Here is a 20,049-nt window from a genome sequence, read left to right on the forward strand (position 1 = left end):
CGGGGCGTCGGCCGCCCCGTCGATCACCGGGCTGTTGGTCGTCGTGCTCACGAGCCACTCTCCGTGTCCTGACGAGGACGCGTCGCGTCCTGGGGGTGGTCCTGGGGGGGTGCCGCCGTGGCGGCGGGGGGTCGGAGGCCGCCGCGGAGGGGACCCGCGAGCAGCTCGCGGGCCACGCGCTCGCCGAGCGCGGCGGCCTCCTCCTCGGTGCCGGCGGGGGCGCTGACCTCCCGGCGCAGCAGCGGCGCGGGCGCACCGCCAGCGCCGGGGACGTCCGCGCCGTCGACGCCGTCCGGGTCCTGCGGGGCGGCGCCCACGGCGACTGTCAGGTGCAGCTCGCCGCCGCGGACGCGGGCGTGCGCGCCGACGGGCGCCGAGCAGCCGGCCTCCAGCGCGGCGAGGACGCGCCGCTCGGCGGCGACCGCCCGCCGCGCGGCCGGCGCGTCCAGCGGCGCCAGGGCCGCGAGGACGGCCTCGTCGCCGGCCCGGCACTCCACGGCCAGGGCGCCCTGACCGGGGGCGGGCACGACGACGTCCGGGTCCAGCAGGTCGGTGGCCTCGTCCAGGCGGCCGAGCCGGTTCAGGCCCGCCGCGGCCAGGACGACGGCGTCGACCCGCCCGTCGGCGACCAGGCGCAGGCGCGTGTCGACGTTGCCGCGCACGGCCACGACGTCCAGGTCGGGGCGCAGGTCGCGCAGCAGCGCCGCCCGGCGCGGGGAGCCGGTGCCCACCCGCGCGCCGCGGGGCAGCTGCGCCAGGGTGCGCCCGCCCGCGGCGACGAGGACGTCGCGCGGGTCCTCGCGCTCGGGCACGGCGGCCAGGACCAGCCCGTCGGCGGGGGCCGTGGGCAGGTCCTTGAGGGAGTGGACGGCGAGGTCCACGCGGCGCGCGTGCAGGGCGTCGCGCAGCGCGGAGACGAACACGCCGGTGCCGCCGATGCGGGCCAGCGGCTCGCGGGAGACGTCGCCGTGGGTGGTGACCTCGACGAGCTCGACCTCGTGCCCGGCGGCGCGCAGCAGGTCGGCCACCCACCCGCTCTGGGTGGTGGCCAGCGCGCTGCGGCGCGTGCCCAGGCGCAGAACGCCCGCGCCGGTGGACCCGGTGGACGCGGTGGTGGCGGCGGTCGTCACGGGACCCTCCCCACGGCCTCGGCGACGGTGCCCGACAGGGGCGCGTCGCCGCGCGCGCCGCCGGCCGCGCCGACCTCCAGGTCGAACAGGGCGCGCAGCGCGGCCGCGTACCCGCCGCCGCCGGGGGCGGCGCTGAGCTCCTTCACGCGCACGGTCGGGGTGTGCAGCAGCTTCTCCACGATGCGGTGCACGGTGCGGTCGACCTCGGCGCGCACGTCCTCGGCCAGGTCCACGCGCCCGGCCAGGCGCGCCATCTCGGCGTCCACGACGTGCCGGGCCTGCGCGCGCAGGGCCACCACGGTGGGGGCGACGTCGGCGGCGCGCAGCGACGCGGCGTGCGCGGCGACCTCCTCGGCGACGATGGCCCGCACGGCGCGCAGGTCGTCGGAGACGGCGGTGCCGGCCAGGTCGGCGCCCAGGACCTCCAGGTCGGCCAGGTGCGCGCCGGGCAGCGTGGCGACCTCGGGGTCCACGTCGCGCGGCAGGGCCAGGTCGGCCAGGAACAGCGGCCGCTGCGGGCGGTCCAGCAGGGCGCTGGCGACGAGGGCGACGTCCAGGACGTGCCCGACGGCGCCGGTGCAGCTGAGGACGAGGTCGGCGGCGGCCACCTCGCGGCGCAGGGCGTCCAGCCCGACGGCGCGCCCGCCGACGGCCGCGGCCAGCCGCTCGGCGCGCTCGGGGGTGCGGTTGGCCACGACGACCTCGGCGGTCGGCACGAGCCGGGCCACGGTGGTGGCGACGAGGGCGCTCATGGCGCCGGCGCCGACGACGAGGACGCGGCGGCCGTCCAGCCCGCCGACGGCCTCGTGGGCGCGGGCCAGGGCCGCGTCGACGAGGGAGGCGCCGGCGGCGTCCAGCGTGGTCTCGCTGTGGGCGCGCTTGCCGACCCGCAGGGCGTGCTGGAGCAGGCGGTCCAGCTGCCCGCCCGCGCCGTCGCCGGTGTGCAGGTCGCGCAGGGCGCCGCGCAGCTGGCCGAGGATCTGGCTCTCGCCCACCGCCATCGAGTCCAGCCCGCAGGCGACGCGGAACAGGTGCTCGACGCCGGCGTCCTCGTAGTGGACGTACATCTGGTCGCCGAGGTCCTCCAGCGGCACGCCGACGCGGCGGCCCAGCAGCGCGCCGACGTCGGCGACACCGCCGTGGAAGCGGCTGACGTCGCAGTACAGCTCGACGCGGTTGCAGGTGGAGAGGACGAACGCCTCCTCCACGTGCGGGGAGGCCGTCAGCTCGGCCACGACGCGCGGCACGGCCTCCGGGTCGATCGTGGCCCTCTCCAGGACCTCCAGGGACGCCGTGCGGTGGGACATGCCCACGACCAGGAGCGCCACTCAGACCACCTCCCCGACGAGCGGTGCGGTTGCGGGCGCCCGCCGGCGCCCGCCGTCCTGGGACGGCGGGCCCGCCGGGCGCGGGGACGACTTGCGCTGCGCGTGGAAGGCGAGGATCTGCAGCTCGGAGGCCAGGTCCACGCCCCGCACGTCCACGCCCTCGGGCACGCGCAGGACGGCGGGGGCGAAGTTCAGGACGCTCGTGACGCCGGCGGCGACCATGCGGTCGCACACGCCCTGCGCCTGGGCGGCGGGCACGGCCAGGACGCCGATGACGGCGCCGCCGGTGGCGGCGACCTCGCGCACGACGGCGGCCAGGTCGGCCACGGGGCGCACGCGCAGCCCGCTGACGACCTCGCCGACCACGGCCGGGGAGTCGTCGAACAGGCCGGCGACGCTGAAGCCGCGGGAGGCGAACCCGGCGTAGCCGGCCAGGGCGTGCCCGAGGTTGCCGATGCCGACGATGACGACGTGCCAGCGGGTCGCCAGCCCGAGGCGGTCGGCGATGTGCCGGTGCAGCTCGGCGACCTCGTAGCCGACGCCGCGGGTGCCGTAGCTGCCCAGGTGGGACAGGTCCTTGCGCAGCTTGGCGGAGCCGACGCCGGCGGCCTGGGCCAGCGCCTCGGAGGAGACGGTGCGCAGGCCGGCGTCGGCGAAGGCGGACAGCGCGCTGAGGTACAGGGGCAGCCGCGCGACGGTGGCCTCGGGCACGTCGCCCGCGCCGGCCGCCCGCTCGGCCACGGCCCGCTGCACGGCGGCCGTCAGACCGTCCCCGGCCAGGCTCGGCCGGGTCACCTCGTCGTCGTCCACAGCGGTCAGACCTGGCACCCTCGTGATGAGCGGATGGGCAATCGTGCGCGTCCAGCGTAGGCGTTTGTGAACGTGCGCACAAAGTCACGGGGCCCCGGGTGACGAGGGTCTCGCGGGCCGCTGAGCTGCGGCGATCCCCGCCGGCCGGGTGAGGTGAGCCTGCCCTCACCCTCCGGGCTCGGGCGGGCGCGCGGCGCTCAGCGGCGGCGCCACCAGCGCCGGCCGGCCAGCGCGGCGGCCACCCGGCCCTCGTCCAGGCGCCCCGCGTCGCGCGGCTCGCCGTCCACCAGCAGCACCGGCACCTGCTCGCCGTAGCGGCGCAGCAGCTCCGGGTCGGCGTCCACGTCCACCTCGGCCCACGCCGTGCCGCGCGCGGCCGCCGCGCGGGCCAGGACGGCGCGCCCCTCCTCGCACAGGTGGCAGCCCGCGCGGGTGACGAGCACCACCCGGACCCCGTCCCCGCCGCTCCCCGTCGCGTCCCGCGCCACCGCTGCTCCTCCCCGCCCGCCGCGCGGGCGCACCGGCGGCCCGCCCGCGCCGGACGGACCGCACCCGTCAGCACCTACGATGACGCCCATGGCGGTGCCACCGGCGGCAGGCCCCCCGACGACTCCCCGCGCGGACCCCGCGACCGGGAGCGGCGCCCCCTCCCCGCAACCGCCCGCCGCCGACGCCCCCGTCCCGCCCGCCGCGCTGGACGCCGCGTTCTTCGACCTCGACGGCACGCTGGTGCGCGGGGCGTCGATGTTCTACTTCGCCCGCGAGCTGGCCGCGCGGGGCTTCTTCTCCCGCGCCCAGCTGCGCACCTTCACCCGCCGGGCGCTGCACTTCGCGCTGCGCGGGGAGCACCACGGGCACCTGCTGGAGGCCCGGCAGCTCGGCCTGGCGTTCGTCGCCGGCCGCGAGGTGGCCGAGGTCCGCGGCATCGGCGAGGACGTGTACGACCTGCACGTGGGCGCCAAGGTGCGCCCGGGCACCCGCGCGCTGGCCGAGCGGCACCTGGCGGCGGGCGTGCCGGTGTGGATGGTGACGGCCGCCCCCGTGGAGCTGGCCGAGCCGATCGCCCGGCGGCTGGGGCTGACGGGTGCGCTGGGCACGGTCGCCGAGAGCGTCGACGGCGTCTACACGGGCCGCCTCGTCGGGGAGCCGCTGCACGGGCCCGCCAAGGCGGACGCCGCGCGCTCGCTGGCCGCGCGGCGCGGCTGGGACCTGCGCCGCTGCGCGGCCTACTCCGACTCCGCCAACGACCTGCCGCTGCTGCGGGCGGTCGGGCACCCGGCGGCGGTCAACCCGGACGCGGCGCTGCGCCGGTACGCGCGCGAGCGCGGCTGGCCCGTGCACGACTTCCGCAACTGGCGGCGCACGGCGCGCTGGACGGCCGGGGCGGGCGCCGTCGCGGTGGCGGTCGCGGTGACGGGGCTGCTGCGCCGGCGCTGAGGCGCGCTGAGGCGCGCTGGGGCGCCCCGGCCCCGGACGCGACGAGGGCGGGTCCCCGGCCGGGGACCCGCCCTCGCGGTGGAGCCGGTGTCAGCTCACTTCTTGTTGCGGCGCTGGTGGCGCGTGCGCCGCAGGAGCTTGCGGTGCTTCTTCTTCGCCATGCGCTTGCGACGCTTCTTGATGACAGAGCCCAAGGGGTCCTCGCTCACTCGACGGTCTTCTCGCGGTGCCTGCTCGCGCCGCTGCGACGCGGCGAACCGCACGGGAGTCTACCGGCCGCGGCGGGCCCCGGCGCCCGCGCGCCCTCTCGGGGCCCGGGCGGCTCGGGCGGTGCCGGCTCAGGCGGTGTCGATGAAGGACTGGCGCAGGTACTCGTGGACGGCGTCCTCGGGGACGCGGAAGGAGCGGCCGACGCGCACGGCGGGCAGCTCACCGCTGTGGACGAGCCGGTAGACCGTCATCTTCGACACGCGCATCATCGACGCCACCTCCGCCACGGTCAGGAAGCGGACGTCGGACAGCGGGCGGTCCTCAGGCATCACCACGCACACCCCTCAGTCGCGCACCGGCGGCCCGCCGTCCGGACCGGCCGGCCCGGTCGGGGCGCGTTCACACCTCCACCATAGGGGCAGGAGTGACCCCCGTGGAAGATCTCCGTGTCCAAATCACTACCGACAGTCACCTATCTGGCGGGTGCAAGGACCTCACGCACCGCGACGACGGCGCCCGGGGCGGTGACGCTCAGTGGACCTCGTCAGTCGAACTCGGGGTCCAGCCCGTGCAGCGGGAACGCCGCCCGCCGCGTCGCGAGCACCGCCCGGTCCACCGCGGCGTCCGGGTCGTAGCCGGACTCCCAGCCCGTCCAGGTGGCGCTGCCACCGTCCGTCATCGACGCCGGTCCCGGCCGGCCCGTCAGCTCCTCCACGTAGCGGCGCCAGCCCTCCGGCACCGGCGTCGCCGGGTCCAGCGGCTGCCGCGACGCCTCCGCGACCAGGTGCGCCCAGGTGCGCGGCACCACGTCCACCACCTCGTACCCGCCGCCGCCCAGCGCCAGCCACCGCCCGCCCGCGGCCTCGTGCGCCAGCTCGTGCATCGAGCGCGCCACCGCGCGCTGGGCGTCCACCGAGACGGCGAAGTGGCCCAGCGGGTCCAGCGCGTGGGTGTCGCAGCCGTGCTGGGTGACCAGCACGTCCGGCGCGAACGCCCGCACCAGCTGCGGCACGACCGCGTGCACCGCCCGCAGCCAGTCCCCGTCGCGCACCCCCGCCGGCAGCGCCAGGTTCACCGCGGAGCCCAGCGCGTCCGGCCCGCCCAGCTCGTCGGCGTAGCCCGTGCCGGGGAACAGGGTCGTGCCCGACTCGTGCACGCTGATCGTCAGCACCCGCGGGTCGTCCCAGAAGACCGCCTCGGTGCCGTCGCCGTGGTGCACGTCCAGGTCCACGTAGGCCACGCGCTCGGCCCCCGCGTCGAGCATCGCGCGCATCGCCACCGCGGCGTCGTTGTAGACGCAGAACCCGCTCGCGCAGCCGGGTTTGGCGTGGTGCATGCCGCCGCAGAAGTTCACCCCGTGCGCCGCCTCGCCGCGCAGCAGCGCCAGCCCCAGGTCGACCGAGGCGCCCACGATGCGGGCCGCGGCCTCGTGCATCCCCGGGAAGGCCGGGTCGTCCTCGGTGCCCAGCCCGAACACCGGCTCGGCCACCCGCGGGTCCGCCGAGGCCGCCTGCACCGCGCGCACGTAGTCCGGCTCGTGCACCCGCAGCAACAGCTCGTCGGAGGCCGGGCGGGCGCTGACCACCTCGACGCCCTCGCGGGCGAACAGGCCCAGCTCCTCGCACAGGCGGGCCGTCAGGTCCAGGCGCACGGGCGCCATCGGGTGCCAGCGGCCGAAGTCGTACTGGTTGAACACCGGGTCCCACACGACCCGCACCGCGTCCGGCGCCGGGGCCGGGGGGCCGGCCGCGGCGGTCCGCGGGTCCGCCGCGGCGGGCCCCTCGGGAGGGGTCACGACCTGGCCGGCGGGACGCATGCGCGCACGCTACCCACCGCGCCCGCCCCCGGACAGCCCGCGCGCCCCGCCACCGTCAGTCCCCCGACAGCTGCCGCGAGCGCGCCCACGCCGCCTCCACGGCCGACACCAGCGCCGCCCGCACCCCGGAGTCGTCCAGCTGGCGCAGCGCCGCGGCCGTCGTGCCCGCCGGGGAGGTGACCTGCTCGCGCAGCACCGTGGGGTGCTGGCCCGTCTCGCGCAGCATCGCCCCGGCCCCCACGACGGTCTGCACCACCAGCTCGGTGGCGGTGGCCCGCGGCAGCCCCAGCAGGACGCCCGCCTCGACCATCGCCTCCACCACGTAGAAGACGTACGCCGGGCCCGACCCGGACAGCGCCGTCACGGCGTCCAGGTGCTTCTCGGGCAGCACCACCGCGCGCCCGCACGAGCGCATCAGCTGCTCGGCCGTGGCCAGGTCCTCGTCCGAGACGGACGAGCCGCCCGCCAGGCCCGCCATCCCCTCGTCCACCAGCGACGGCGTGTTCGGCATGACCCGCACGACCGCCGTGCCCGGCCGCAGCCGCGCCTCGACCGCCGCTGTCGTCACCCCGGCCGCCAGCGACACCAGCAGCACGTCCTCGCGCAGGTGCGGGGCCAGGGCGTCCAGCAGCTCGGCCATGTCCTGCGGCTTGACGGCCACGACGACGGTGTCCGCCGCGCGCACGGCGGCCACGCCCTCCCCGCCGCCCGCGCCGACCCCGGCGTCCACGACCCGCACGCCGAAGCGCTCGTGCAGCTCGCGCGCGCGCCCGGCGCGGCGGTCGACCACCAGCACGCTGCCCGGGTCCCGGCCCGCGCGCAGCAGCCCGCCCAGCAGCGTCTGGCCCATGACGCCCGCGCCGACCAGGGCGAGCGTTCCCCCGCCCGCGGGCCCGGCGCTCACGCGCCCGCCCCGGGACCGGTGGTGGCCGGGGCCGCCAGGTGCTCGCGGGCGAAGGCCAGCGCGCGGGCCAGCTCGTGCTCGCGGGCGGCCCGGCCGCGGGCCCGGCGCGTGTTGACCTCGGCGACGACCGCGCCGGTGAACCCGGTGGCCGCCAGGTGCTGCAGGACCTCCGCGCACGGCTGCGCGCCGTCCCCGGGCACCAGGTGCTCGTCCTTCACCGAGCCGGACCCGTCGCACAGGTGCACGTGCGCCAGGCGCTCGCCGAACGCGCGGGTCAGCTCCAGGGAGTCCCGGCCGGACGTCGCCGCGTGCGACAGGTCCAGCGTCAGGTGGTCGTAGCCGACGTGCGTGGGGTCCCAGCCGGGCGCGTACGCCACGACCTCCCGGCCGCGCGCGCGCCACGGGAACATGTTCTCCACCGCCAGCACCACGCCCGTGCTGGCCTCCAGCGCCCGCACGCCCTCCACGAACCCGGCCGCGTACTCGCGCTGCCAGCGGAACGGCGGGTGCACGACGACCGTGCCGGCGCCCAGCTCGGCGGCCATCTCGCAGCTCTTCTCCACCTTGCCCCACGGGTCCCCGCGGCCCCAGATGCGCTGCGTCAGCAGCAGCGTCGGCGCGTGCACCGACAGCACGGGCACCCCGTAGTGCTCCACGAGGCGGCGCAGCGCGCCCGCGTCCTGGCTGACGGGGTCCGTCCACACCATGACCTCGACGCCGTCGTAGCCGAGCCGCCCGGCGATCTCGAAGGCCGCGGTCGTCGACTCGGGGTAGGAGCAGGAGGTGGACAGCCCCACCGGGGGACGACCCCCCGCTGCGGGCTGGACGGGGTGCACGGGGTCCACGCTAGGCCCGACCCGCGCCGGTGCGCTCGCGCACGGGTGCCTGCTCGGCGCCGATGGCGTCCAGCCGGCGCAGGATGAGGCCCTCGCGCAGCGCCCACGGGCCCACCAGCGCCTCCTCGACGCCCAGCAGCTCGAACGCGGCCTCGGCCACGAGCGCCCCCGCCAGCAGCTGCGGCGCGCGCTCGACCGAGACGCCCGGCAGGTCCTGGCGGGCCTTGGCCTTCATCGTCGCCAGCTTCGGCACCCAGGGCGCGAGCTTGTCCAGCCGCAGGGTGCGCCGCACCCGCGGGCCCTCGGCGCTGGGCGCGGCGCCGGTCAGGCGGGCCAGGCTGCGGAACGTCTTGCTGGTGACGACGACGAGGTCCGGCTCGCCCGCGCGGGCCACGTCGCGCACCGCCGCGCCGATGCGCTGGCGCACGTACCGGCGCGCCTCGCGCACGGCCTCGGGCTTCGGCGGGTCCCCCGGCAGGCGGTCGCGCGTCAGCCGGCCCGCGCCCAGCGGCAGCGACACCGACACGTCGGGCACCTCGTCCAGCCCGACGGCGATCTCCAGCGAGCCGCCGCCGATGTCCAGCACGAGCAGCCGCCCGGCCGACCAGCCGTACCAGCGGCGCACCGCCAGGAACGTCAGGTCCGCCTCCGAGCGGCCGGGCAGCACCTCCAGCCGCACGCCCGTGCGCTCGGCGATGCCGTCGAGGACCTCCTGGCCGTTGACGGCGTCGCGCACCGCCGAGGTGGCGAACGACAGGCACTCCTCGACGCCGGCGTCCTCGGAGGCCCGCACCGACTCCTCCACCGCGCGCGTCAGCGCGTCCACGCCCTCGGGGCGCAGCGCGCCCGCGTCGTCCAGGTGCTCGGCCAGGCGCACCAGGGAGCGCACCGAGGACACCGGCATCGGGTGGGCACCGGGGTGGGCGTCGACGACGAGGAAGTGGACCGTGTTGGAGCCGACGTCCAGAACGCCCAAGCGCATCCGGGAACCGTACCGGGCGGCACCGGGCCGCCCGCGCGCTCCCACCGCGCCCGCCCCCGGCCCGCCCCGGCCTACCCTCGTCGGGTGCCAGCGCGTCCCGCCCCCGCTCCCGGCGCCCGTCCCGCGCCGGCCGGCCCGCCCGAGCCCGTCGAGCCCGTCGAGCCCGTCGAGGTCCCGCTGGAGGGCCCCCGGCTGTGGGTGGAGTTCCCCGAGCCGGGCGACGTGGCCGAGGACCCCTACGCGGCCGCGGACACCGTCTACCGCTGCGACCTGACGTGGCTGACGTCGGACTGGACGTGCGTGTTCGGGCGCGGCTGCCGGGGCGTGGACGCGGGCTCCCCCGACGTGGGCTGCTGCGCGCTGGGCGCGCACTTCACCGAGCCCGCCGACCACGAGCGGGTGGCCGCGGCCGTGGAGCGCCTGGACGCCTCCACCTGGCAGCACGAGGCCGACGGGCGCGGCCCGGACAGCTGGACGGAGGAGGAGGACGGCGCGCTGAAGACCCGCGTCGTGGACGGCGGCTGCGTCTTCGCCAACCGCCCCGGCTTCGCCGCCGGCGCCGGCTGCGCGCTGCACCTGCTGGCCCTGAACGAGGGCGTGGAGCCGCTGACGCTCAAGCCGGACGTGTGCTGGCAGCTGCCGCTGAAGCGCTCCTACCGCACCGTGGCCCGCGGCGACGGCACCGAGTACCTGGAGGTGACGATCGCCGAGTACGACCGCCGCGGCTGGGGCGAGGGCGGGCACGACCTGGACTGGTACTGCACCGGCAGCCCGCTGGCCCACGTCGGCGAGCGGCCGGTGTTCCGCAGCATGGAGCCGGAGCTGCGCGAGATGGTCGGCGACGGCGCCTTCGAGGAGCTGGCCCGGCACTGCGAGGGGCTGCTGGCCCGCTCCGGGCGCACCACCGCGCACCGGCGGCTGCTGCCGCTGACCGTGCACCCGGCCGGCGCCCCCCGGTGACGGTCGTGAGGGTGCGGTGAGCCTGCCGGGGGTGGTGCCCAGCCCGAACGTGTGGGAGCACCCCGACGTCTACGAGCTCGAGAACCTCGCCGTGGACCGCGGCGGGCGCGTCGAGGAGGCCGTGCGCGCCGTGCGCGACTGGGCCGGCGCCGACGTCCTGGACGTCGGCTGCGGCACCGGCTTCCACCTGCCGCGCTTCGCGGTCACCGCCCGCACCGTCACGGGCGTCGAGCCGCACCCGCCGCTGCTGCGCCGCGCGCTGGCGCGCGTCGCGGGGCTGCCCGGTGTGCGCGTCCTGCACGGCAGCGCCGCGGCCCTGCCGCTGCCCGACGCGAGCGTCGACGTCGTGCACGCCCGGTGGGCGTACTTCTTCGGGCCCGGCTGCGAGCCGGGCCTGGCCGAGCTGGACCGCGTCGTGCGCCGCGGCGGCGCCGCGTTCGTCGTCGACAACGACGCCTCGCGCTCGACCGTCGGCCGCTGGTTCTCCCGCACGGTGCCCGGCTGGGACCAGCTGGCCGTGGACCGCTTCTTCGCCCGCCGCGGGTGGGAGCGCACGAGCCTGGACGTGGCGTGGGAGTTCGAGCGGCGCGAGGACCTGGAGGCGGTCGCGCGCATCGAGTTCGGCCCCCGGCTGGCCGCCGAGCTCCTCGCCGAGCACGAGGGCCTGCGCGTCGACTACGCCGTGGTGGTGCGCTCCAAGCGGTTCTGAGCGCCCGCACCGGCCGCGGACGCCGGCGCGTCCTCGGCGAGCAGGTGCTCGACGACCCGCTCCAGCGGCATCGGCCGCGCCCACAGGTACCCCTGGCCCCACCCGCAGCCCGCCGCCCGCACCGCCGCGGCGGCCGCCTCGTCCTCCACGCCCTCGGCGACCGTCAGCAGGTCCAGCGCGCTGCTCAGCGACGCGATGCCGCCCAGCAGCGCCACCGCGGCCCGGTCGCCGTGGTCGTCCACGAACGACTTGTCGATCTTCAGGACGTCCACGGGCAGCCGGCGCAGGTAGGACAGCGACGACCAGCCCGTCCCGAAGTCGTCCAGCGCCACGCGCACCCCCTGCTCGCGCAGGCGCCGCAGCACGTCGCTGCCGGCGTCGAGGTCGGTGACCAGCGCGCTCTCGGTCACCTCCAGCACCAGGCGGTGCGGTGCCGTGCCCGAGGCCCGCAGCTGCTCCAGGACCGTCTCCACCAGCGAGGGGTCGGCCAGCTGCCGGCCGGACACGTTGACGCCGACCTCCAGGTCCGTCCTGCCGGTGGCCGCGTCCAGGTGCCGCAGGTCGCGCAGCGCCCGCGCCAGGACGTGCCGGCCGATGTCCAGCACCGACCCCGTCTCCTCGGCCACGGGCACGAAGACGCCCGGCGGCACGAGGCCCCGCGCGGGGTGGTGCCAGCGGGCCAGCGCCTCCAGGCCCACCACGCGGCCCGTGGCCAGGTCGACCTGCGGCTGGTACTCCACGCGCACCTGCCCCCGCTCGACCGCCGAGCGCAGGTCGGCGGCCAGCGCCTCGCGCTGCGAGGCGGCCTCGCGCAGGCCGGGGCGGAAGGCGACGGCGCGCGCCCCGCCGCGCTGCTTGGCCTCGCGCAGCGCGACGTCCGCCTCGCGCAGCAGGCCGCTGGCCACCTCCTCGCCGTCGGGCGTGCCGGTGGCCGCGGCGGGCGCGACGGCCGTGCCGGCGCTGGCCGTGACCACCGTGGGGCGCCCCTGCAGCTCCACGGGACGGGCCACCTCCCGCAGCGCGCGGGCGGCCAGCCGCTCCACCTCGCGGCGCAGCCGCTCCGCGGCCGGTTCCGGGCCCTCGGGGTCCTCCTGCACCTCCGCGCGGTGCAGCAGGACGAACTCGTCGCCGTCCAGGCGGGCCAGGACGTCCGCGGGCCCCAGCAGGGGGCGCAGCCGCCGGGCCGCGGTGCGCACGACCTCGTCGCCGCAACGGTGCCCCAGGGAGTCGTTGACGAGCTTGAGGCCGTCGAGGTTCAGCAGCACCAGGCCCAGGTCGCGGCGCAGCGGGCCGGCGGCGGTGGCGGCCTCGGCGACGAGCTGGACGAGGCGGCGGCGGTTGGTCAGCCCGGTCAGGGCGTCGGTGTGGGCGGCCGCGCGCAGCGCGTCGGCCTGCTCGCGGGCCCGCGTGACGTCGCGGCAGTTCCACACGACGCCGCCGACGCCGGGCACGGCGCGGGCGTCGCTGAAGCGCACCTCCACCCAGCGGGTGCCGGTGGAGGTGCGGATCCGGTGCTCGCCGGCCGCGGTGCTCCCGGCCACGGCCCCGGCGATCCGGGCGCGCACGGCGGGCGCGTCGCGCGGGTCGATCCAGTCGAAGCAGTCGCGGCCCAGCAGGTCCTCGGGCCGCACGCCCAGGGCGCGGACCACCGCCGGGGAGGCGAACCGCACGACCCCCGCCACGTCGGTGACCAGGACGACGTCGGTGGCCTCGCGGGCCAGCGCCTCGTACACGGCCCCCGACACGGCCCCGGCCCCGCGCAGCAGCCGGCGCTGGCGGTGCCGGAGCCAGGCGCCGCCCACGCCTCCCGGCGCGCCCGGCCCGGTGCTCACGAGGCCCATCGGGCCACCGCCCCGGCGCCCGTGCCCAGCCGCACCGCGTCGCGGCCGGCGGCCTTGGCCTCGTACAGCGCGGCGTCGGCGGCGCCGAGCCCGGCGCGCGCGCCCGCCGCGCGGGCGGCGCCCACGCTGACGGTGACGACCTCCCGCCCGTCCGGGCGCGCGGGGTGCGCCAGCCCGAGGGCGGCCACGGCCGCGCGCACGCGCCGGGCCACGGCCAGCGCCTCAACGGCGCCCGCCCCCGGCAGCAGGACCGCGAACTCCTCCCCGCCGTAGCGGGCGACGACGTCGCCGGGGCGCAGGGCCGTGGCGACGGCGCCCGCGACGCGGCGCAGGCACTCGTCGCCGGCCTGGTGCCCGGCGCGGTCGTTGAAGGCCTTGAAGTGGTCGACGTCGACCATGAGGACGCCGCACGGGGCGCCGTCGAGGCGCTCCAGCGCGTCCTCGAGGCCGCGGCGGTTCAGGACGCCCGTCAGGGCGTCGGCCCCCGCGTCGCGGGCCAGCAGGGCGTTGGCGGCGGCCAGCTCCGCGGCCAGCGCCCGCTCGCGCCGCACCGCCCGGAACGCCCGGCGCGCGCCGGCCTCCACGTCGGCGGCCATGACGAGGCCGAAGGCGCCGCAGACGACGACGGGCACGGCCACGGACACCCGCAGCCACAGCGGGTCGGCGCCGGTGCCCAGGACCGCGGCGACGGCGGCGAGCAGCGAGGCGACCACGAGGGCGGCCTGGCGCACGTCGCTGCGCACGAGGACGACGTAGAACAGCGTGATGACCTGCACGCCCAGCAGGTAGCCGCCGTCGAGGGCGGCGGGGTCCTGGCGCTGCACGACGCCCAGGACCAGCACGCTCAGGACGGCGCAGGCGGCCACGAACGGCCCGTCGACGCGGCTGGCGGGGCGGCGGGCCAGGTGCCGGCGGCGCAGCAGGAGGCCGGCGAGGGCGAAGGGCGTGACCACCCCCAGGCGCAGGGCGGCGGACAGGGCGGCCACCTGCGGGGCGAGCAGGACGTCGACGAGCGCGTACGCGTCGAACAGGGCCAGGCCCAGCAGCGCGGTCGGCGCGAAGCTGCGGGCGCGCTCGGCGGCGGCGTGCTCGCGGTAGGCGCGCTCCTCGTCGCCGGGCAGGCGCCGCAGGTCGCTCGTGCGGGCGGCCCACCACCCGCCGGCCGTGCTGCGTGCGCTCACACCCCTGTCCCTCGGCCCGCGCCGGTCGCCGCCGCAGCCCGGGGCGGCAGGACCACCCGGTCGGATCACCGGACACGCACGCGCGACGACGCAGCGTCGTGCCACCGGCCGTCCGGACGCCGTCGGCGCGCCGACCCGGGGTCGCTCCCGGGGAGCTCCTGCGTGGATGATGTGCCCATGAGCACGCAGCAGCGCCCGCCGGCCCACGACCAGGAGCAGCGGGCCCTCGCGCCGATCCGCTGGGGCAGGCCGAGCGGCGGGGTCGTCGTCGCCCTGCTGATCTGGGTCGTCGGCATCTTCCTGGCCGCCGTCGTCCCGCTCCTCCTGCTGGGCTCCGACCCGTACGAGGCGGCGCCCGTGGGGCGCATCGGCGTCGGGCTGGCCTTCACCCTCGTCGGCTCGCTGATCATGGTGCTGTCGGCGTACCTGCTGTACCGCAAGAGCGGCAGCATCGGCGCGGCGATCCTGGCCTTCGTGCCGAGCTTCGTCTTCGCCACCCTGGGCATCCTCATGACGACCATGAAGACGCTGTACGGCCAGTGACCGCGCTGAGCCGCTGACCGCGGTCCCCGCGGGGCGCCGCGGGGGTCGTGTCGGGGGCGCCGTCTAGCGTGCCGGCATGCCCTCGAAGACCCCCGTCCGCGCCCGCCCCGGCTACCGCTGCGCCGAGTGCGGGTGGCAGACGGCGAAGTGGGTCGGCCGCTGCGGGGAGTGCCAGGCCTGGGGCACCGTCGAGGAGGTCGGCGCCCCGGCGGCCGCGCGGACGACGGCGCCCGCGGTGGTCCGCCAGGCCGCCCGCCCCATCGCCGAGGTCGACGTCGAGGCCGCCCGGGCGACCCCGACGGGCGTGGACGAGCTGGACCGCGTGCTCGGCGGCGGCCTCGTCCCCGGCGCGGTCGTGCTCATGGCCGGGGAGCCGGGCGTCGGCAAGTCCACCCTGCTGCTGGACGCCGCCTCCCGCGCCGCCGGCGCCGGGCGCACCGTCCTGTACGTGACGGCGGAGGAGTCCGCCGCGCAGGTGCGGCTGCGGGCCGAGCGCATCGGTGCGCTGCGGCCCCGCCTGCTGCTGGCCTCCGAGACGGACCTGGCCACCGTCCTCGGGCACGTCGAGGCCTCCTCGCCGGACCTGCTGGTCGTGGACTCGGTGCAGACGGTCGCCTCGGCGGAGGTCGAGGGCGCCGCGGGCGGCGTCTCGCAGGTGCGCGAGGTCGCCGCCGCCCTCATCGCGGTCGCCAAGCGCCGCGGGATGGCCACCCTGCTCGTCGGGCACGTCACCAAGGACGGCTCCATCGCCGGCCCGCGCACCCTGGAGCACCTGGTGGACGTGGTCTGCCAGTTCGAGGGCGAGCGCCACTCGCGGCTGCGGCTGCTGCGGGCGGTGAAGAACCGCTACGGCCCCACCGACGAGGTCGGCTGCTTCGACCTGTCCGAGGACGGCATCGAGGGGCTGCCCGACCCCAGCGGGCTGTTCGTCTCCTCCACGACCGAGCGGGTGCCGGGCACCTGCATCACCGTGACGCTGGAGGGCCGCCGCCCGCTGCTGGCCGAGCTGCAGGCCCTGGTGGCCACGGAGACGGCCGCCGGGTCGGCGCGCCGGGTGACCAACGGCCTGGAGTCCGGGCGCGTGGCGATGCTGCTGGCGGTGCTGCAGCGGCGCCTGGGCGTGAGCCTGGCCCAGCGCGACACCTACGTCGCCACCGTCGGCGGGGTCCGGCTGACCGAGCCGTCGGTGGACCTGGGCGCGGCGCTGGCCGTGGTCAGCGCTGTGGCCGACCGCCCGCTGCCGGAGGGTCTGGTCGCCTTCGGCGAGGTGGGCCTGGCCGGGGAGGTGCGCCGGGTCACCGGCGTGCCGCGCCGGCTGTCGGAGGCGGCGCGGCTGGGCTTCCGCAGCGCCGTCGTGCCCGTCGGTTCCCTGCCCTCCGGCGGCGGGCCCGCGGGGCTGCGCGTGCACGAGGTCGGCAGCCTCGCCGAGGCCGTCGCCATCGCCGGGCTGCTGCCGCGCGAGGAGCGCGGCCGGGGCTGACGGGCGCCGCCCGGGCACGCCGCCGGCAGCGCACCGCTCCTGACGGGGCGCGCGTCGTCGATAGACTCCGCCCTCGACGACGTACGGAGGGGGACCGGTGGCGACTGCCGACCGCACGCCCGAGGAGGTCCTGCGCGCCACGCTGGCGGTGCTCGCCCCCGGCACCGAGCTGCGCGACGGGCTGGAGCGCATCCTGCGCGGGCGCACGGGCGCGCTCATCGTGCTCGGCATGGACCGCACCGTGGACGCCCTGTCCACCGGCGGCTTCGCCCTGGACGTGGAGTTCTCGGCCACGCGCCTGCGCGAGCTGGCGAAGATGGACGGCGCGATCGTCTGCGACCGGGACGTCTCGCGCATCCTGCGGGCGGCCGTGCAGCTGGTCCCGGACTCCTCCATCGAGACCTCCGAGTCCGGCACGCGGCACCGCACGGCCGAGCGGGTGGCCAAGCAGACCGGCTACCCCGTCATCTCCGTGTCGCAGTCCATGCGCATCGTCGCCGTCTACGTGGGCGCCCGCCGGTACGTGCTGGAGGGCTCCGACGCGATCCTCGGCCGCGCCAACCAGGCGCTGGCGACGCTGGAGCGCTACCGCGCGCGCCTGGACGAGGTGACCGGGACGCTGTCGGCCCTGGAGATCGAGGACCTGGTGACGGTCCGCGACGTGTGCTCGGTGGTGCAGCGCATCGAGATGGTGCGCCGCATCGCCGACGAGATCTCCGGCTACGTCGTGGAGCTGGGCGTCGACGGGCGCCTGCTGTCCCTGCAGCTGGACGAGCTGATCGGCGGCGTCGGCCCCGACCGCGAGCTCGTCGTGCGCGACTACCTGGAGGCCACCCGCCACGAGGGGCCGCTGGAGGCGGTCCTGGAGGACCTGGCGGCGCTGGGCTCCAGCGAGCTGGTGGACCTGACGCAGGTGGCGCGGGTGCTGGGCTTCTCCGTGGGCGGGGACTCCCTGGACTCCGCGGTCAGCCCGAAGGGCTTCCGCCTGCTGCACCGGGTGCCGCGCCTGCCCGGCGCGATCGTCGAGCGCCTCGTGGACCAGTTCGGGGACCTGCAGAAGCTCCTGGCCGCCAGCATCGACGACCTGATGACGGTCGACGGCGTGGGCGAGCAGCGCGCCCGGGCGGTGCGCGAGGGCCTGTCGCGGCTGGCGGAGTCCTCGATCCTCGAGCGCTACGTCTGAGCGGGCGCGGTCTGCTCAGTCCAGCAGCGTGAACGACACCGGGGTGGCGCTGACGCCGTCCCAGGTGGCGGTCACGCTGTACTGACCGGCCTCGGCGCGCGGCTGGTCGCCGGGGCAGCCGGGCGCGGAGCGCTGGCGCGACCACGTCATCCCCATCGCCCGGGAGGAGCCCTCGGCGCCCGCGGGGGCCAGCTCGTAGACCTGCGAGCCGGTCTCGCCCTCGCAGTCGGCGCTGCTCCACACCTGCGCGCCGGCCGCGTCGCTGATGCTGAAGGTGCGGGTGGCCGAGCCGATCTCGGCGGTGCAGGGGACGTCGCCGGTGTTCTGCACGACGAGGTTGATGCGCGGGCTCTCCTGCGGGCCGAAGGAGACGGCGCTGGAGGTCAGCGAGACGGCCAGCCCCGCGGGGGCGCACGGCTGCACGGGGGCCTCGTCGGCCTCGCCCGCCCCGTCGGTGGCCTCGTCGGTGGGAGACGCCGTGGAGGTCTCCCCGGCGCCGGCGGTGGGTGAGGCGCCGGGGTCGCCCGCGGGGGTGAGGGTGGGCTGGGTGCGCGCGGGGTCCAGGCGCTCGGCGGCCTGCGAGTCCTCCGGGCCGGTCAGCGCCCGCACGCCGGCGACGACGCCGGCGACGAGGAGGGCGAGGACGAGGACCGCGACGAGGCGCCGGCGCCAGTAGACACCGCGCCCCTCCGGCCCGACGGGGTTGACCAGGCTGCTCACCCCGCCGACCGTAGGCGGCCCGTCCGGGCCCGCGGGGCAGCCACGCCGCGCGCCCCGGCCGGCGCGGACCCCTCGGACGCACCCCGGCCGACCCCGGTCACTCGCCGTCCCCCACCCCCCACTCCCCGTCCACCACCCCCGTCCACCACCGCGGTGATCATGGATGCGTGAACGTCCGACCATCCGTGATCACCGCGATCTCGCTGGGACCACCAGCAAGATCACGGGAGGCCCGGGGGTCCGGGGCCGGGGAGTGCAGGACGGGGAGCAGCGAGGAGGCGGCGGGCGCGGTCGGGGCCTGGCGCATACTCCGTGACGTCATGACCCGCCCCTCCCCCGACGCACGCCGCGCCGCCGCACCCGCCTCCCGTCGCGCCAGCACCCCCTCGCCGGGGCTGCCGCCGGGCACCGACGCCGAGGGCCTGCGCACCGACGTCCTCGACTGGTACGCCGCCCACGCGCGCGACCTGCCCTGGCGCGGTCCCGACCGCACGCCGTGGGGCGTCCTGGTCAGCGAGGTGATGCTCCAGCAGACGCCCGTGGTGCGCGTCCTGCCCGTCTGGCGGGAGTGGCTGGAGCGCTGGCCGGAGCCTGCGGCGCTGGCCGCCGACCCTCCCGGGGAGGCGGTGCGCGCGTGGGGGCGGCTGGGCTACCCGCGGCGGGCGCTGCGCCTGCACGCGGCCGCGACGGCCCTGGTGGAGCGGCACGGCGGGCGGGTGCCGGACGACCACGCCGCCCTGCTGGCGCTGCCCGGCGTCGGCGCCTACACGGCCGCGGCGGTGGCCTCCTTCGCCTTCGGGCGCCGGCACGCGGTCGTGGACACCAACGTCCGCCGCGTGCAGGCCCGCGCGGTGACCGGTGCCGCCGAGCCGGCACCGGTGCTGACGGCGGCCGAGTCCCGGCTCGCGGAGGCGCTGGTGCCCGACGAGGAGGCCACCGCGGCCCGGTGGGCGGTGGCCGTCATGGAGCTGGGCGCCCTGGTGTGCACGGCCCGCTCCCCCCGCTGCCCCGCCTGCCCGCTGCTGGCGCGGTGCGCGTGGGTGGCGGCGGGCCGGCCGGAGCACGAGGGCCCGGCGCGACGGGCGCAGGCGTGGGCGGGCACCGACCGGCAGGTGCGCGGGCGGCTGCTGGCGGTGCTGCGCGAGGCCGACGGGCCGGTGGACGCGGCGGCGCTCGCCGCGGCGTGGACGTCCGACGCGGCCCAGCGCGCCCGCTGCCTGGACGGACTGGTCGCCGACGGCCTCGTGGAGCCGCTGGAGGACGGGACCTTCTCGCTGCCCCGCTCCTGAGCCCCGCGCCGGGACGGCGGTCAGCCCCCCGCGGCGGGCACGACGCGCAGCATCCGGCTGTTGCCGAGGGTGTTGGGCTTCACGCGGGCCAGGTCGAGGAACTCCGCGACGCCCTCGTCGTGCGAGCGCAGCATCTCGGCGTAGACGTCCGGGGCGACGGGGGTCCCGTCGATCTCGGTGAAGCCGTGGGCGGCGAAGAAGGCCGTCTCGAAGGTCAGGCAGAACAGCCGCGTCACCCCGAGGTCGTCGGCGCGGCGCAGCAGCGCCTCCAGCAGCAGGTGCCCGACCCCGCGGCCGCGGACGCTGCGGTCCACGGCCAGGGTGCGCACCTCGGCGAGGTCCTCCCAGAGCACGTGCACGGCCCCGCAGCCGACGAGGCGGGGTCCGCCGGGCGCGTCCTCCTCGGCGACGACGAACTCCTGCACCGCCTCGTAGAGGGTGATCAGCTCCTTGCCGAGCAGGATGCGCTCGCGCGCGTAGGTCTCGACGAGGTCCCGGATGCCCGGCACGTCGGCCGTGCGCGCGGGGCGCACCCGCACGGGCGCTGCCCCCGGTGCCGCTGGTGGTGCCACCCGCGTGATCCTGGCAGAGGAGGCGGCAGCGGGCAGCGCGGGACGTCCCCGGGACGCCCCATCACGTCCCGGACGCGCCCGGACGAGCGACGGCCCGGCACCCGCGGTCGCGGGTGCC

21 protein-coding genes are annotated in these 20,049 nt (G+C 78.0%); 7 read left to right on the plus strand and 14 right to left on the minus strand.

Annotated elements, in window-relative coordinates:
* Positions 1-47 precede the first annotated feature (47 nt).
* The 4 genes from hemC to AB8M62_RS09305 form a co-directional block, all read right to left on the minus strand.
* Positions 48-1,130 (minus strand): hydroxymethylbilane synthase, encoded by a 1,083-nt coding sequence (hemC, locus tag AB8M62_RS09290; RefSeq protein WP_369054937.1) that lies wholly within the window; start codon positions 1,128-1,130, stop codon positions 48-50.
* Positions 1,127-2,458, minus strand: coding sequence for a glutamyl-tRNA reductase (locus AB8M62_RS09295; RefSeq protein ID WP_369054939.1), 1,332 nt, complete (start codon positions 2,456-2,458; stop codon positions 1,127-1,129). Before AB8M62_RS09295 ends, hemC begins: the two co-directional genes overlap by 4 nt.
* Positions 2,459-3,223, minus strand: coding sequence for a redox-sensing transcriptional repressor Rex (locus tag AB8M62_RS09300; RefSeq protein ID WP_373694900.1), 765 nt, complete (start codon positions 3,221-3,223; stop codon positions 2,459-2,461).
* A 242-nt stretch (positions 3,224-3,465) separates the two neighbouring features.
* Positions 3,466-3,756 (minus strand): glutaredoxin family protein, encoded by a 291-nt coding sequence (locus AB8M62_RS09305; protein WP_369054941.1) that lies wholly within the window; start codon positions 3,754-3,756, stop codon positions 3,466-3,468.
* Between the two features lie 88 nt (positions 3,757-3,844).
* On the opposite strand from AB8M62_RS09305, the gene AB8M62_RS09310 reads away from it, so the two are divergent.
* Entirely contained in the window at positions 3,845-4,705 is an 861-nt protein-coding gene (locus tag AB8M62_RS09310; protein WP_369054942.1) for an HAD family hydrolase, read from the plus strand.
* Between the two features lie 95 nt (positions 4,706-4,800).
* On the opposite strand, the gene AB8M62_RS09315 is transcribed toward AB8M62_RS09310, so the two are convergent.
* The 6 genes from AB8M62_RS09315 to AB8M62_RS09340 all read right to left on the minus strand — a co-directional run bounded on the left by AB8M62_RS09315 (position 4,801) and on the right by AB8M62_RS09340 (position 9,453).
* Positions 4,801-4,899 carry a 30S ribosomal protein bS22 gene (locus tag AB8M62_RS09315; protein WP_012085056.1) on the minus strand — a complete coding sequence of 33 codons (99 nt, stop codon included), beginning with the start codon at positions 4,897-4,899 and terminating at the stop codon, positions 4,801-4,803.
* 144 nt (positions 4,900-5,043) lie between these two features.
* Entirely contained in the window at positions 5,044-5,244 is a 201-nt protein-coding gene (locus AB8M62_RS09320; protein WP_369054943.1) for a helix-turn-helix domain-containing protein, read from the minus strand.
* A gap of 215 nt (positions 5,245-5,459) precedes the next feature.
* Positions 5,460-6,575, minus strand: coding sequence for an acetoin utilization protein AcuC (locus AB8M62_RS09325; RefSeq protein WP_369055033.1), 1,116 nt, complete (start codon positions 6,573-6,575; stop codon positions 5,460-5,462).
* Between the two features lie 211 nt (positions 6,576-6,786).
* A complete protein-coding gene (proC, locus tag AB8M62_RS09330) occupies positions 6,787-7,635 on the minus strand; it encodes a pyrroline-5-carboxylate reductase (protein WP_369054945.1) in 849 nt (282 codons plus the stop codon).
* Positions 7,632-8,471, minus strand: coding sequence for a sugar phosphate isomerase/epimerase family protein (locus AB8M62_RS09335; RefSeq protein ID WP_369069326.1), 840 nt, complete (start codon positions 8,469-8,471; stop codon positions 7,632-7,634). The genes proC and AB8M62_RS09335 overlap by 4 nt, the downstream gene beginning before the upstream one ends.
* A gap of 10 nt (positions 8,472-8,481) precedes the next feature.
* Positions 8,482-9,453, minus strand: coding sequence for a Ppx/GppA family phosphatase (locus AB8M62_RS09340; RefSeq protein ID WP_369054948.1), 972 nt, complete (start codon positions 9,451-9,453; stop codon positions 8,482-8,484).
* Positions 9,454-9,537: 84 nt separating this feature from the next.
* On the opposite strand from AB8M62_RS09340, the gene AB8M62_RS09345 reads away from it, so the two are divergent.
* Together AB8M62_RS09345 and AB8M62_RS09350 are read left to right on the plus strand one after the other, a co-directional pair.
* Complete coding sequence (locus AB8M62_RS09345) at positions 9,538-10,413, plus strand: DUF3109 family protein (RefSeq protein ID WP_373694897.1); 876 nt, start codon at positions 9,538-9,540, stop codon at positions 10,411-10,413.
* Between the two features lie 22 nt (positions 10,414-10,435).
* Entirely contained in the window at positions 10,436-11,122 is a 687-nt protein-coding gene (locus tag AB8M62_RS09350; RefSeq protein WP_369069346.1) for a class I SAM-dependent methyltransferase, read from the plus strand.
* On the opposite strand, the gene AB8M62_RS09355 is transcribed toward AB8M62_RS09350, so the two are convergent.
* Together AB8M62_RS09355 and AB8M62_RS09360 are read right to left on the minus strand one after the other, a co-directional pair.
* Positions 11,089-12,954: a putative bifunctional diguanylate cyclase/phosphodiesterase gene (locus AB8M62_RS09355; RefSeq protein ID WP_369069327.1), complete on the minus strand. Its 1,866-nt coding sequence runs from the start codon at positions 12,952-12,954 to the stop codon at positions 11,089-11,091. The two genes, AB8M62_RS09350 and AB8M62_RS09355, sit on opposite strands and share 34 nt — an antisense overlap.
* Positions 12,951-14,144 (minus strand): GGDEF domain-containing protein, encoded by a 1,194-nt coding sequence (locus AB8M62_RS09360; protein ID WP_369069329.1) that lies wholly within the window; start codon positions 14,142-14,144, stop codon positions 12,951-12,953. Before AB8M62_RS09360 ends, AB8M62_RS09355 begins: the two co-directional genes overlap by 4 nt.
* A gap of 177 nt (positions 14,145-14,321) precedes the next feature.
* Between AB8M62_RS09360 and AB8M62_RS09365 the strand changes: the two genes are divergently transcribed.
* The 3 genes from AB8M62_RS09365 (at position 14,322) to disA (ending at position 17,350) form a co-directional block, all read left to right on the plus strand.
* Positions 14,322-14,687, plus strand: a complete 366-nt coding sequence (locus AB8M62_RS09365; protein ID WP_369054952.1) for a hypothetical protein — start codon at positions 14,322-14,324, stop codon at positions 14,685-14,687.
* 76 nt (positions 14,688-14,763) lie between these two features.
* Entirely contained in the window at positions 14,764-16,167 is a 1,404-nt protein-coding gene (gene radA, locus AB8M62_RS09370) for a DNA repair protein RadA (RefSeq protein WP_369054953.1), read from the plus strand.
* Positions 16,168-16,264: 97 nt separating this feature from the next.
* Positions 16,265-17,350 carry a DNA integrity scanning diadenylate cyclase DisA gene (disA, locus tag AB8M62_RS09375; protein WP_369054955.1) on the plus strand — a complete coding sequence of 362 codons (1,086 nt, stop codon included), beginning with the start codon at positions 16,265-16,267 and terminating at the stop codon, positions 17,348-17,350.
* 15 nt (positions 17,351-17,365) lie between these two features.
* On the opposite strand, the gene AB8M62_RS09380 is transcribed toward disA, so the two are convergent.
* Positions 17,366-18,070 carry a hypothetical protein gene (locus AB8M62_RS09380; RefSeq protein ID WP_369069330.1) on the minus strand — a complete coding sequence of 235 codons (705 nt, stop codon included), beginning with the start codon at positions 18,068-18,070 and terminating at the stop codon, positions 17,366-17,368.
* 320 nt (positions 18,071-18,390) lie between these two features.
* Between AB8M62_RS09380 and AB8M62_RS09385 the strand changes: the two genes are divergently transcribed.
* Positions 18,391-19,359: an HhH-GPD family protein gene (locus AB8M62_RS09385; RefSeq protein ID WP_369054959.1), complete on the plus strand. Its 969-nt coding sequence runs from the start codon at positions 18,391-18,393 to the stop codon at positions 19,357-19,359.
* 20 nt (positions 19,360-19,379) lie between these two features.
* Here the strand turns inward: AB8M62_RS09385 and AB8M62_RS09390 are convergent, their stop codons facing one another.
* Positions 19,380-19,931, minus strand: a complete 552-nt coding sequence (locus tag AB8M62_RS09390; RefSeq protein ID WP_369054961.1) for an amino-acid N-acetyltransferase — start codon at positions 19,929-19,931, stop codon at positions 19,380-19,382.
* Positions 19,932-20,049 lie beyond the last annotated feature (118 nt).

It is taken from the genome of Kineococcus terrestris (genome assembly GCF_041020755.1).
Lineage (GTDB): Bacteria > Actinomycetota > Actinomycetes > Actinomycetales > Kineococcaceae > Kineococcus > Kineococcus terrestris.

Bases quoted from the DNA above. Each gene is read 5' to 3' on its own strand.
- AB8M62_RS09310 (WP_369054942.1), top strand. From the start codon at position 3,845: ATGGCGGTGCCACCGGCGGCAGGCCCCCCGACGACTCCCCGCGCGGAC.
- AB8M62_RS09320 (WP_369054943.1), bottom strand. From the start codon at position 5,244: ATGCCTGAGGACCGCCCGCTGTCCGACGTCCGCTTCCTGACCGTGGCG.
- AB8M62_RS09325 (WP_369055033.1), bottom strand. From the start codon at position 6,575: ATGGCGCCCGTGCGCCTGGACCTGACGGCCCGCCTGTGCGAGGAGCTG.
- AB8M62_RS09340 (WP_369054948.1), bottom strand. From the start codon at position 9,453: ATGCGCTTGGGCGTTCTGGACGTCGGCTCCAACACGGTCCACTTCCTC.
- AB8M62_RS09365 (WP_369054952.1), top strand. From the start codon at position 14,322: ATGAGCACGCAGCAGCGCCCGCCGGCCCACGACCAGGAGCAGCGGGCC.
- radA (WP_369054953.1), top strand. From the start codon at position 14,764: ATGCCCTCGAAGACCCCCGTCCGCGCCCGCCCCGGCTACCGCTGCGCC.
- AB8M62_RS09385 (WP_369054959.1), top strand. From the start codon at position 18,391: ATGACCCGCCCCTCCCCCGACGCACGCCGCGCCGCCGCACCCGCCTCC.